The following is a 13,753-nucleotide window of genomic DNA, read 5'->3' as shown; positions in this document are numbered from 1 at the left end:
GACTCGCACCACCCGTCGGCTCTCTGTAGACATTGGCAATACTTTGCTTGTCTTCCTCATAGCTTATGTTTGGATTATATCACATAAAAAATCATTTGTCAATACCTATCCTGAAATTTTTTTGAATATTACCTGAAAAGCTTGTTTTTCGGGCTTAATTATGGTATATTTTATAAAGAGAAAAAAATATATCTCTGCTGCTTAAAAGTCCTGCGGAGAAACCGGTAAGGAGATAATTATGGGAAATGAAAAAGTAATTTCGGAAAAAACAAAAGGGAGAAAACGTTTTCGCATCGTCTTTTTCCTGATCGTTATCGCAGCCTTGCTTGCTGCTGTTTATTTCCGTGTAAATCCTAAATGGAAGGCTGCAAAGCTTACCATAGAGCCTGCAAACAGGATCTCAGATATACAGTGCATCGAACCCTCGGGTACAACGCTTGAAACAAGGATACTTCCGCCCGAAGGCTATGAACGTGTTCCTGCAAAGGAAGGAAGCTTCACCGAGTATCTGCGTAAATATCCGCTTCTTCCCGACAATACGAAACTCCCAGTATATGACGGAACGACAATGGATTACTCATACGTTGCCGCGATATTTGATATAAGTCTCGGCGATGAAGGATATCAGCAGTGCGCTGACAGTATAATAAGACTTTACAGCGATTATTTTTATGAGAACAAGCAGTATGACAAGATATCATTTCAGTTTTCAAACGGTGATGTCTGCGATTATAACCGCTGGCGCAAAGGAAAGAGAATGTTTGTATTAGGCGATTTCTCCTGTGAGATACCTGCCGCACTTCCCGATAACAGCGAACAGCAGTACAGGAACTACCTCAAGGAGGTAATGAATTATGCAGGTACGCTCTCTCTGCAAAAAGAATCGGAAGTGATATCACCCGATGATATCCGTGTCGGAGATATCATATGCGATGATACTCATGTCGTCCTGATAGTCGATGAAGCGGTAAATGAGAAAGGTGAAAAATGCTATCTCATAGGAGAGAGTTTTATCCCTGCCGTATGCTTCCATATACTGACAAGGACAGAGGGCAGAGAGGAGACTCCATGGTTTACGCAGGAATATCTGAAAAAGGATCTATTTGTAACAGGGGCATTTCCGTTCAGCAAAGACGAGATACGCCGCTGGAAAGACGGATTTTAATAATATTAGCATTTACTGAAAGAAGCCCCTTTAAAAGGGGCTTCTTTCATATTTTTTTAAGAAGATCGAGGTTATCTGAACTCGATATAATCTGAAGAATACTCGCCGCTGTTAGTGTATATCTTCATGGCGTTTATTGCATTTTCGATTATCTCGCTATTGCCAGGTTCGTCCTTGATATAAAGTGCAACATCGTTGTAGCCGATCTCTGCCAGTACCTTTTCACCTGTAATTACAGGAACTGCTATATCAAAGAGTGCTTCGATGGCTTTTTTATCCTCTATCTCAATATGCTTATCGTTATACCCCATACTGCCTGATCGCCTTCTGGTGTTAAGACTGAGTATGGAGTCAAGCTTATAATACTTTCCTAAATAGTTTTTTACGTAATTGGCATCATTGTCCGTGTACAGATCATAATAATTCTCATAGTTCGCACCTTTTATCAGCACTATAGGGAAAACATACTCGATATTTCTTGTTATCATGAGATAATTGGAATAAGTATCTATTTCTTCTGCCAGTTCCTCAGAAGTCTTTTTGTATTTGACATTATGATCTTCAAAGAACTTAACAGTATTTACGCAGGCAGAATTGATAGTCTGTCCTTCAAGCTCGCAATAAAACTCTGAGTTTTTAAGCTCCTCAACACTCATCGAAGCCATGTCCTTACGCAGAGCCTCAGCAAGTTCTTTTCCCTCTTCCAATGAAAACTGTTTGGACTGTGAAGCTCCAAGCTTGTCTCTGAAATAGAATAAGCAATATTCTGCATCTTCGGGATTTTCCATATAATCAAAATTATTTGAATAAGATCTCAGACTATTGCGGAATATCTCTCCCGATACCTGCTTGGCGTACTCTTCACTTGTATACATATCACAGTATAATTCCGTGAGCATCTCTGTCGGGATAGTATACTGTCTGATGATCGCAGAACCGCTTCTTGTATAATATGTCATTCTTATTGTGACCTCGTCAAAACGGTACATGGGATCCTTTGAATTGCCGATAGTGGACGCTGCTGCTACATCTTCCCAATAGTTTGATACGTTAAGCCCTGACATTTCATACTCATACTTATCGGGTTCAAAATGACGGTCAACAAGCTCCTTATTGAGCTTCATCACATCTTTTATCAGCTTTTCGTCATGGAATGTTCTGTTCTCTCTTAATGCATCGCTGTCTCCCCATATATCTATCTCTACATCAATGACAGATGACTTCGAAGGTATCACCTTTGCTCTGCCCAGTCCGTCGGTCAGGTCGATCACCTTGATAATACACATAACTGCCGCACTTGCTGCCGCAAAGCTTACAACAGCAGTCCAGAAGCGTTTGAAGCCTCTTCTGCTGATGACTTCCATAACGAACCAGATTATGCCGCTTATGACAATGGCTGCAATAAATCCGCCTGAAATGTTCATCATATTTATCATTGAGAAAACGCAGTAAACTGCAACGGACATTATAATGTAATAAAATGCCTTGTAAACATAGGGCTTTGAAACGTCCTCTGCCTTGCGGTGCTTATATAAAAGAAATGTCACTAAAACAAGCACAGCCATGAACAAAAGTGCCCTTACCATAAAATTCAGATACATGGAATTTACCAGTGTATCGGTAAACGAAGAACTGTCACCTCGTCCGGCAAAAATGCCCTTGTCATCGGCATATATTATATACCCAAAAACGCCTATGGGACTTGTTGTAAAGAAAGTATAGTTCCTTGTGATAGAATTGCCGTTGAGTCCGAAATGTGCGGCATTTACAATGTTCATCCATGTAAAGTAAATAAATGTGGGTATCATTATATTTACGGCTGCGATACTGAAAATAGCTTCAAACGTACTGCCTGCAAAGGTTATTGCGAATACCGACAGGGTATAAAGCATTATCATTCCTGCGACCACAATCGATCCCAGCTGTGTTGCCGTGCAGATCAAATCAGACAGTTCCTTTATTTCAACGAAACATGAGCCTATGAGCAGTTCTGCTCCTGCTATGATAACTCCGATACAAACAGGGATTATATATGTTGCAAGTCCTGCAAAGAAATCCGCAAAGAAACGCTGACGGTTGCTGAGTGGCAGTGAATAGTTCATGTCAACAAGGGATTTGTTGTAAAGATATCGGAAATTCATCATAGGTATCACAATTCCCATTGCGACACTCAGGCACAACGCGATGGCGGCTATCATTATAAACAGTGCTAATACCGAATCATCACCGTCAATTTTATTGTTTTCAAAATACAGCTCTCTCAGAAAGACTCCCACAACAACAGGGAGACATAGAAGCTGAAATACAAGGTTTGTGATAAACAGCTTCATATCCTCAGAGAACTTGCTTTTGAAGCGCAGAGCGAACATTCCTTTCTTTTTATTCGCCGTCGTTGTTGTCGCTGCTGTCATAGCCGAGCACCTCCAGTTCATAGATAAATATTTCTTCAAGTGTGAGCGGTATGACCTCTGTGAGCATCGGGTGCTTTGAAAGCAGAGATGCCTTTATAGCATCAATGTCACCCTTTGCGATTATGAAGCATATACTCTGGCTCTGCTCATAGTGAAGTATCTCGATACCCTCCTGAACAAAATCCTCCTCTGTATAATTGACCACAGAGCCGTCTTCATTCTTGTTGAATACCACCTGTATCTTATGTATGCTGCCCTTTATATCATCTATATCACGGGAGAATACTATCTTTCCATTGTGAAGAAGTGCAGCTGTGTCGCATACCTCGTTTATCTCTTTGAGGTTATGAGAAGAGATTATTGTTGTCAGCTGACGGTCAAGCATTGCATCGACAAGCATTTTCTTGACAATAATACGCATAGTGGGATCAAGTCCGTCAAACGCTTCATCAAGCAGAAGATAATCGGTACGGCAGGCAAGCCCTATTATTACTATTGCCTGACGCTTCATGCCCTTTGAAAAGGTGTTTATCTTCTTGTCGAGTGGGAGTCCTGTCTTTTTGCGCAGCGATTCAAAGATCTCCTCCGAAAAAGACGGGTAGAAATCCTTATAATAGTTTTTCAGCTTTTTAAGTGTAAAGCTTCCGAACTGAACGGTCTCGTCATTTATGAAAAATATCTTCTGCTTTGCATCTACATTATCATAAACGCTTTCTCCGTCAACGAGCACCTCTCCCGAATCCGCTGAATAAATACCCGAAACAAGACGTAGTATAGTGGATTTTCCTGCACCGTTGGAGCCGAGCAGACCAAAGGCAGTTCCTTTTTCGATGCGCAGGTCAACTTCATCAAGAGCTGTAAAGCCGTCGAATTTTTTTACTGTATTTTTTAGTTCTATCATTATTCTTGCTCCTTTCCGTAAGAAATATACAGTGTTTCTATCCTTACTTTCAGATCCTCAGGAGATATTCCCTTATTGAAAGCTTCATTTACTGCATTATCAAAATCCGTCAACGCTTTTTTACGAAATTCATCAAAATTCTGTGCGGATATGAAGCTTCCTCTACCCGGGACAGAGTATATAACTCTGTTCCGTTCAAGCTCCTGATAAGCTTTGGCAACTGTATTAGGATTAACACCTGTGGACTTTGCAAGACTTCTTACACTGGGGAGCTGTTCATTCTCGGTAAGCACACCGCTGAGAATAAGCCCGACTATCTTCTGATATATCTGCTCGTATATCGGAGTCCTGCTTGTCAGGTCAACAGAAAACATAGGCATCTCCTTTCTGTATCACGTGTACTATGTCGAATAGTACAGTTATTACACCTATATATTACCACCTTATTTTTCATTTGTCAATAGCTTTTTCAAAAAATTTTTTTAAAGCTCAAAAAATCCCCCTATAAACCAAACACCTGCCTAAAGCAGATAACTGCTAAAGACAGGTGTTTGGCTTACTATATTTTATTCAGAAGCAAGCTTATATAATATTGCCTTGCGGCTTTTATTAAGGACGTATCACTTGCAGTCGCCCTTGATGAAGTTTCTGAGCAGTTCAAGATCAGCTTCGTTGATAACATCATCACCGTTCATGTCTGCTGCACTGAAATTCTTCACATCACCGTTTACAATTGCTTTTTTCATGCTGCAAAGGTCATAGATATCAACTGTTCCGTCTCCGTTAAGGTCGCCGAGAGCGTAATTCTCATCACGCTTGTCTGTTCTCCACCAGTTGATATTGTAGAGATAACCGTCTCCGCCAACAAACTTGAAGTAGATATCGTGCTTGCCGTTGGTCTCCTGTATCGAGCAAGCCTGAGTGTTCCAGTTCTGCCAGCCGCCTGAGCTCTTGATATCCATTCTGCCTATGACATTGCCGTTAGGATCATCAACGCGTATCTCAAGCTGTGCTCTTGCACCGTTTGAACCGATACGGAAGTCAATGTTCTTAACGCCCGTAAGGTCAACACTCTTGAATCCGATATAGTCATTATTCTCGGTATATGCTACGTCAAGACCGCCCTCAGAGCAGTTTTCTGTGTCGATACCTGACTTTATATCGAATGCCTCAGCCTGTATTACCTTGCTGAGTGAAATAATTCCGGACTTGAATGAGAAATTTGAAGTAGTTGTGTTTGTTTTTCCGTTATTTGTCTGTGAAGGCACGGAAACTGAATCCCATTCGCAGACAAATCCCATGTTATCAATATTATTTGCCCAGCCTGTAAGCTCATTATCATCCCATTTTCCATTATCCTTCATTAGGATCATATAATGCTCACGGCCTCCGTAATTATCGGGTTTTCCTTTTTCCCAGCTGGTATAGCTAAGCTTTTCTCCTGTTACCCAACTGAAGTTACCGTCATCACCGCGGCTTGCGCCTAACCAGTAAAACGGCTTTGATGAAGACTGGGCGTTGATAGCCTTTAATACTTCAGCCTGCTCACTCTCGGATGTAATTACAGCGAGGTGACCGCCTAAACTCTCACAGTATGACTTTGCGTCCTCCCATGTGAGTCCTTCATTGAACACCTGATACTTCACTTCACTCTTGGAAGGTGTCACTACAGGCTTTGTTGTCGTAGTAGTTGAAGTAGTAGTTTTGATCGTTGTCTGAGTAGTAGTTGTTTTAGTTTCAATCACAGGTGCAGGCTCATTGCTGTTTCTATAGACAGCTTCTACTGTTGCGTTGCCGTCAAGCTTTATCTTGATAGACTGGGTAGTAGTATCTCCGTTTGTGATATGGGCATTGTTTATCTTCCAATATGAGAAAGAACGTCCTTCAACAGGAAGAGCCTTGATGTATATATCGTAATCTGAATGATATTTTCCGCTCCAGCTGCTTACATTTCCGAGATCAAGAGAATTCAGCAATATACTTCCGCTGTCAGCAGAATTGACTATGGTAAGCTTGCGTGTGTCGGAAGAAATTCTCATAGCAGATTTTGTAGTACGCTCTGCAACCGCCGGTCTCTGAGTGTAGAACTCGGTAACAGTGTTCATATCACCCTCAAAGCGTCTTTCACCATTTGAACCTGACAGGCTTCCCGAATGGAAACGTGCAAATGTATCAGCAACCTGCTGCTTGTATTTGTATCTGTAACTATTGATAACTTCTTTGACTCTGTTAGGTTCAAAGTCGGTATTAATAAGATCCATCATAGTTCTTGCGAACTTATGTCTGAAGCGTTCATAATTAAGAAGTCCGTTGAATACTCTTGCAAGCTGGCTGTTGCTTTCGCGGATACGTCTGAAGCAGTCTGCGGAATAGGATTTGTCCTCAGTACCGTAGAGTCCCTGTCCTGATTCTGTATCAAAGAGCATCATTCTCCATTTGCCGTCTGAATACGGATTTGTCTCATCAACAACTCTTGAGCGCCATGCACTGAAGTTGTTCTGAGGCCAGTCTGCGTTTGCCCAGTATATCTGAGCTGCAAAATAGTCTATGAAGCTCTGTATATCGACTTTATCGCAGAATTCTTCATAAGACATATTACCGTTTGCAGCTGCGTTGCATAAATTGCGCCAATCGCTAAGATCCTTATCGGTGCCTTCCTCAAGACCGCCGTTCTTTACAACAGCAATATCACTTTTCTTTACTCCGTAATGATCGCTGAGATAGCTTGTGCTGTTCTTTTCGAGTATCTGATAAATACCCCAGAATTCGCCGTCGAGCAATACGATACATTCTGACGTTGCCTGATAAGCGAATGACCTGTCTGTAACAAGATTCTGGTTGATGCTGTCACGGAAGAAAGCTCCAGAATTATCGTTTCCGCCGTTACGGAGTACGATACCATCAAATTTCTTGATTGACTTGCCGTTTTTGGCTTTTACAGCCTTACCGGAGAAGAAATCGTAGTCAAATTCAGCTGCACCGTATTCCTGGCGTGTATAAACGTTGAAACTCTTCTGAGCGAGTGATCTTGAAAAAGCGCCTTTGATACGTATACCAACATTCTGCTCGATCACCTTTTCGCCGTTTTCAAACATAGTGAAGCTTGCAGGACGTTCCCATTCCTTGCCCTTCATGCTGTAATTTGCACGGAATTCCCAAGGATTCCTTGCACCATTGTTCTTATTCTCGTCAAAAACTCTGCCAAGACAATATATACCCTTGTCGCGGTCAAAGAGATTGGCAGGGTCTGTAACGAGAGATACGACCTTCATATTCTTGTAGTAGCCTGAATTTGTCTTGCCTATCAGATAGGTCTTTGTGATATACTCACTTGCACGTCCCTGACTGTCAACGGCAACAGCTCTTATAACAGCTGCTTTATCAACATTTCCGCGTGGTGCATCTGTACCGTTTGGAACTATATCCGTACGTGAGCTAAGACGGTTCTTTGTATCTGTCATATCATTGATAGTAAGCGGCTCGGTATACTTTTCAGAGCCGTATACAGGATCACTGCCGTCTGTTGTATAGTAAATGTCACAGCCCTCATCGGCTGTAAGTGTAAGTTTAAAACTGCTGTCATAAAAACCGCTGTCATGTGAGAAAGAAGGTGCATGTACAGCATTTGATCCCTCGGGTTCTTTATTTTTCTGGTCAGGAGTACAGCTTAATGTGTAGAACTGCCCGCTTCCCTCAGGATATTGACCGAATGATGTGTTCTCTGCAAGAGAACCGAATGTAATTGTGCTGACCGAATTTCCGCTTGGATCTGACAGTAAAAGAGTTTCGCCCGATGCTGAAAGGCCAAATGGAGCGATACTGCTGTTGTTTACTGCCGCATCACTGTCACAGAAAACAATCAATCTTCCCTCTGCTGGGATTTTTGTGCCGTCGGGAAATACATACTTGTACAGATCTTTTTCTTTGTCTGTAAGCCCCCATCCCGAAATATCAGCTTCTGTCTTGCCGCTGTTGTACAACTCGACCCAATCATAACATCCCCCGTCTGCTGCACGATATGTTGTGTTTTTTGAGCAGACCTCGTTGAACGTTACCTGTGCGTTTGCATCAGCGCTTGCAGGAAGGTATGAAGCTGATTGCAGCATCATACCAAGACATAGTATTCCCGCAATACTACGACTTTTCATTCTGGTTTTCATTTACTTCTCCACCTCATCTAAAAAATTATCCTCGTTGTTGCTATCAAATCAATTCAGTGTTTAAAAAAATTTATATGATATTTTGTGTCATTTGTCAAATATATTTCTAAAAAATAGCAACGTAAATATTATAGCATATGCATAAGGCTATTTCAAGCCTTGTACAGCAATTTCTTATCTGATTTAAGTAAAAAAATCAGGGCAAAAAAGTCCCTTTTATTGTCACTGTGTATTATTTGCATAAAAAAGCTAATAATTAAATGAATTTTTATATTAATATTGCGAAATGTAATATTCTGCTCATTTTATACAGCTTATCGAGCTGCGTAAAATAAAACAATTTACGATCGTTCAAAAATATTATGTCATATCATGCAGTGCTAAGACGTTATAAAAATGTCATATTTCTGCTTTTTCCTGTTTTTTGACTTTATGTTATATAATTAAAGCAGTGTCAGTCACAATCAACAGCATATAGTATAAAAATGAGCAGATAATCAGCACAATAAAGTGCAAAACCAACAATTTTCTCTTTTCGCAGAGTATTTTTTTAAAATAAATATTCCTTTTGTAAATTAAACGACCGCAATAATATACTGATTTTTGGTTAGTAAAAACGAAAAATATCACTTTTGTGCTAAATATCTGCCTACTGATAGTATAGAAAATAAAAAAATTACAACCTTAAATTGCGAAATCAACTAAAGAAGTAGTAAAAAAGCAATTAAAAATGAGCATCAAGGGCTTGGTTTCGGCGAATATGGCAGAATGAGCAAATTTTGACTTGAACCGTTCATAAAAATGTAATAAAATGATTATAAAGAAACGCCGCAAAAGTCACACAAAGCTTTTGCGATTTTCTTTAATTGTAAAGGATATCATTTATTACGAAACGAAAGTGAGGTTTGATCGACATGAAAAAGAGCAACTTCAAAAGATTTGTCAGCGCAGGCATTACTGCTCTGATGGTTGCTTCGAGTATTCCTGTAGCCCCTACTGCTATAATAGCAGAAGCTGCTGATGCACAGCAGAGAGGCAATATCGGCGGATACGATTATGAAATGTGGAATCAGAACGGACAGGGGCAGGCATCAATGAATCCCGGCGCAGGTTCTTTCACCTGCTCTTGGAGCAACATTGAGAACTTTCTTGCACGTATGGGCAAGAACTATGACAGCAAAAAGCAGAACTACAAGAGTATAGGCAAGGACATCACGCTTACATACGATGTTGAATATACTCCAAGAGGAAATTCTTATATGTGCGTTTACGGCTGGACAAGAAATCCTCTTATGGAATACTACATCGTTGAAGGATGGGGAAGCTGGCGTCCGGGCGCAGACGGTGAAAGAAAAGGCACTGTAACTCTTGACGGACATACATACGACATTGCTAAGACAATGCGTTATAATCAGCCTTCTCTTGACGGTACAGCTACATTCCCACAGTACTGGAGCGTTCGTCAGCAGAGCGGTTCAAGAGATAATACAACAAACTACATGAAGGATACTATCCACGTAGGCAGACACTTTGACGCATGGTCAAAGGCAGGTCTGGATATGTCGGGTACACTTTATGAAGTTTCACTTAATATCGAAGGCTACAGATCAAACGGTCAGGCTAACGTAAAGAGCGTAAGAGTTTACGAGAACGGTATCGACGATACGACCGATCCGGGCACAACAACTCCTGCAACACCTACAGTAGAGCCTGATGCAAACGGCGACTACTTCACAAGCACATTCGAGAGCGGCAAGGGCGACTGGTCAGGCAGAGGAGATGCTTCCGTTTCAACTGCTTCAGACAGCTACTATGACGGCAGCAAGTCACTCTACGTATCAGACAGATCAGCAGAATGGCACGGCTGTGCTATCCCGCTTGATTCAGGCGCATTCGTACCCGGTCAGACATACAGCTTCAGCGCAGCAGTTATGCAGAAGTCAGGCAGTACAGTTACAATGCAGATGTCACTCCAGCAGGGCGAAGGTAACGGCGCATCTTACACCAAGATTGCAACAGCTGACGCTAAGAGCGGCGAGTGGACAAAGATCGAGAATACAAAATTCACTATCCCTGATAATTCAGGCGATTTGGTACTCTATATTGAGACACCCGAGAGCTCAGGCGACCTTTGTGACTTCTATATAGATGCAGTTCAGGCATCAAAATCAGGCAAGAGCTCATCTGTAACAACAGGCGGCGGTAAGGTTTCAGCCACAACTCCTACACCTCCTGTTTCCTCAGATCCCGTAACCGACGGCAGCGGCGTTTCAGCACATCAGAACATGGATTACACCTACAAGAAGGGCGGAGACGGCTTCAAGGATCACGCAGGTCCGTTGTTCAGACTCGGTACTTCTGTAAGTGCAAACGAGATCAATACATCACAGGGACAGAACTTCATCAAACAGCACTACAACTCAGTAACCTGTGAGAACGAAATGAAGCCTGATTCTATCGTAGCAGGCGTAAACGGCGATAACGTAAATATCAGCCTCAGAAGTGCTGATCCTATCCTCAAGTTCGCTGAGCAGAACGGCATCGGCGTTCGTGGTCATACCTTCGTATGGTACAGCCAGACACCGGGTTCACTCTTCCAGGAAAACGGCAGAGACGTATCACCTGACAGAATGAACAAGCGTCTCGAGAGCATGATCAAGAATACATTTGCTGCTATCAAGCAGAATTATCCTAACCTCAAGCTCCATTCCTACGACGTATGTAACGAGCTCTTCGTTAACGACGGCGGCGGAATGAGACCTTCCTATAATTCAAACTGGGTAAGAGTATACGGTAACGACAGCTTCGTTATCAATGCATTCAAATATGCAAGACAGTATGCTCCTAAAACAACAAAGCTTTACCTTAACGACTATAACGAGTACATGACAGCAAAGACCAATGACCTGTACAACATGGCTAAGAAGGTAATGGCAGAGGGCGACTACATCGACGGTATCGGTATGCAGTCACACCTTGACTCAAAGTATCCTTCAGCAAGTGAGTACGAAACAGCTATCAAGAAGTTTGAGAGCCTTGGTCTTGACGTTCAGATAACAGAGCTCGATATCACAAACAGCACAGGTACAAACAGCAAGCTCTATCCTGAGATATTTGAAGTAATATGCAAACACGCTAAGAACATCTCATGCGTAACTCTCTGGGGTACAACTGATGAAAGAAGCTGGAGATACCGTGAGAACGGCGGTTCACCGCTTCCATTCAGCAACTATCAGCCTAAGTCATTCTACAACGATATCATCAAGATAATGGATAAGTACGCTACCATTACTACAACTACTACGACCACCACAACTACTACAACCACCACCACGACCACAACAGCTGTAGTGACTACTGTAGACCAGAAGGCTGCTCTTGAAGCTAAGGTATCAAAGTGGGGCGATGCAAACGTTGACGGTGATGTTGATCTTTCAGATGCAGTTACGGTAATGCAGTCACTTGCAAATCCTAACAAGTACGCACTTTCTGAAAAGGCTGCTGCAAATGCTGACGTATATCAGGCAGGCAGCGGTATCACAAACAACGATGCTGCAACTATCCAGAAATATCTCTTAGGACTTGTAAAGTCACTCCCTGAGAGCTGGGCAACAAGCGGCGAAAACTGGGGCGGCTTCGGCGGCGGCGGAGGTCAATTCAACTTCGGCGAAGGCGGTTCATCACAGAATACTCAGGCACCTTCAGCAACTCAGGCTGCAACTACAACAACTACAAAAGCTGCCGCAGTAAACAAGACATACCTCGATAATTCATTCGATTCAGGCGTTCAGAGCTGGTCTGGCAGAGGCGATGCTTCTGTAGAAGTAAACGCAGACAGCAGCTACAGCGGCAAGTCTCTCCTCGTTTCAGGCAGATCAGCTGAGTGGAACGGCGCAGCTGTAACTCTCGGTTCTGACTTCGTAGTTGGACAGTCATACAGCTTCAGTGCTGCTGTTCTCCAGCAGTCAGGCAGTGACGCAACTATCCAGATGTCACTCCAGCAGGGCGAAGGCGACTCAGCTGTATACACAAGCATTGCAAAGGTAAGTGCTAAGAGCGGTCAGTGGACAAAGCTCGAAAACACATCATTTACAATTCCTGACAATTCAGGCGATATGGTGCTCTACATCGAGACACTCCCTGATTCAGGCGATACAATGGACTTCTACGTTGACAACGTTGTCGTTGCATCAGAGGGAACAGCTTCTTCTGTTGTAACAGGCGGCGGTACAGTCGGCGAAGTTCCTGAGCGTACATCTAACTTCAACTACAACGCAAACGTTCAGTTCAAGGAAGCTCCGGGCAACTACTTCAACCAGTGCAGCCAGCAGGGTAAGGTAGTAAAGGAAAGCTACAACGGTATCAACGGTTACAACAACCTTAACGTATACCTCCCTTACGGCTACGACAAGAACAAGAAGTACAACATCTTCTACCTCATGCACGGCGGCGGAGAGAATGAGAATACTCTCTTCGGTCAGGACGATACAATGATGCAGAATCTCTTCGACAACATGATAAAGAACGGCGACATGGAGCCACTTATCGTTGTAACTCCTACTTTCAACAAGACAGAAGCAGGTAAATTCTACAGCGAGTTCCGTCAGAGCGTAGTTCCTTTCGTTGAAGGCAAATATTCAACATATGCAGGCGGAGATACTTCACAGGCATCACTCCAGAAGTCAAGAATGCACAGAGCATACGGCGGCTTCTCAATGGGTTCAGTTTCAACATGGGCTGTTCTCGAGAACTGCCTTGACATCGTTGGCTACTTCATGCCACTCAGCGGCGACCACTGGGGCGGAAATTCAGCATACGACAAGGCTAAGTCAATTGCTAACGCTATCGACAAGTCAGGTCTCAAGAAGAATGAGTACTTCATCTTCGCTGCAACAGGTTCAGATGATATAGCTTATCCTAACGTTAACCCACAGGTTAACGAAATGAAGAAGATGAGCCAGTTCGTATATACATCTGACTTCTCAAAGGGCAACTTCTACTTCATGGTTGCTCAGGGCAAAACTCACTGGTGGGGCTATGTAAGACATTACGTTTACGATGCACTCCCCTACTTCTTCCACGAAGGTCAGTGATCTATCTACGAAAACTTCATTCA

6 protein-coding genes and 1 other annotated feature (1 of these 7 cut by a window edge) are annotated in these 13,753 nt (G+C 42.6%); of the genes, 2 read left to right on the top strand and 4 right to left on the bottom strand.

Translation table 11 applies throughout. The annotated features are described in order from the left end of the window. Window positions 1-69, bottom strand: a binding site (T-box leader); it reaches 176 nt to the left of the window's first position. A gap of 169 nt (window positions 70-238) precedes the next feature. Further along, entirely contained in the window at window positions 239-1,165 is a 927-nt protein-coding gene (locus QZZ41_RS05440; protein ID WP_295069247.1) for a DUF4846 domain-containing protein, read from the top strand. Window positions 1,166-1,236: 71 nt separating this feature from the next. Here the strand turns inward: QZZ41_RS05440 and QZZ41_RS05435 are convergent, their stop codons facing one another. The 4 genes from QZZ41_RS05435 to QZZ41_RS05420 all read right to left on the bottom strand — a co-directional run bounded on the left by QZZ41_RS05435 (window position 1,237) and on the right by QZZ41_RS05420 (window position 8,637). Beyond that, window positions 1,237-3,576 carry a hypothetical protein gene (locus QZZ41_RS05435; RefSeq protein WP_295069244.1) on the bottom strand — a complete coding sequence of 780 codons (2,340 nt, stop codon included), beginning with the start codon at window positions 3,574-3,576 and terminating at the stop codon, window positions 1,237-1,239. Then, the gene (locus QZZ41_RS05430) at window positions 3,545-4,477 is read right to left on the bottom strand and encodes an ABC transporter ATP-binding protein (protein ID WP_295069241.1); all 933 of its coding nucleotides are present in this window, start codon (window positions 4,475-4,477) and stop codon (window positions 3,545-3,547) included. Before QZZ41_RS05430 ends, QZZ41_RS05435 begins: the two co-directional genes overlap by 32 nt. After that, window positions 4,477-4,851, bottom strand: a complete 375-nt coding sequence (locus tag QZZ41_RS05425; RefSeq protein WP_295069238.1) for a GntR family transcriptional regulator — start codon at window positions 4,849-4,851, stop codon at window positions 4,477-4,479. Before QZZ41_RS05425 ends, QZZ41_RS05430 begins: the two co-directional genes overlap by 1 nt. Window positions 4,852-5,097: 246 nt before the next feature. Next, window positions 5,098-8,637, bottom strand: a complete 3,540-nt coding sequence (locus QZZ41_RS05420) for a CotH kinase family protein (protein ID WP_295069235.1) — start codon at window positions 8,635-8,637, stop codon at window positions 5,098-5,100. 914 nt (window positions 8,638-9,551) lie between these two features. Between QZZ41_RS05420 and QZZ41_RS05415 the strand changes: the two genes are divergently transcribed. Next, window positions 9,552-13,730 carry an endo-1,4-beta-xylanase gene (locus tag QZZ41_RS05415; RefSeq protein ID WP_295069232.1) on the top strand — a complete coding sequence of 1,393 codons (4,179 nt, stop codon included), beginning with the start codon at window positions 9,552-9,554 and terminating at the stop codon, window positions 13,728-13,730. Window positions 13,731-13,753 lie beyond the last annotated feature (23 nt).

This window comes from Ruminococcus sp. (genome assembly GCF_016283395.1).
Note: the sequence above shows the minus strand (reverse complement) of the source record. Positions and strands in the feature narration are given on the sequence as shown.

Coding starts and splice junctions, on each gene's coding strand:
- QZZ41_RS05435 (WP_295069244.1), bottom strand. CDS start 3,576: ATGACAGCAGCGACAACAACGACGGCGAATAAAAAGAAAGGAATGTTC.
- QZZ41_RS05440 (WP_295069247.1), top strand. CDS start 239: ATGGGAAATGAAAAAGTAATTTCGGAAAAAACAAAAGGGAGAAAACGT.
- QZZ41_RS05430 (WP_295069241.1), bottom strand. CDS start 4,477: ATGATAGAACTAAAAAATACAGTAAAAAAATTCGACGGCTTTACAGCT.
- QZZ41_RS05420 (WP_295069235.1), bottom strand. CDS start 8,637: ATGAAAACCAGAATGAAAAGTCGTAGTATTGCGGGAATACTATGTCTT.
- QZZ41_RS05425 (WP_295069238.1), bottom strand. CDS start 4,851: ATGTTTTCTGTTGACCTGACAAGCAGGACTCCGATATACGAGCAGATA.
- QZZ41_RS05415 (WP_295069232.1), top strand. CDS start 9,552: ATGAAAAAGAGCAACTTCAAAAGATTTGTCAGCGCAGGCATTACTGCT.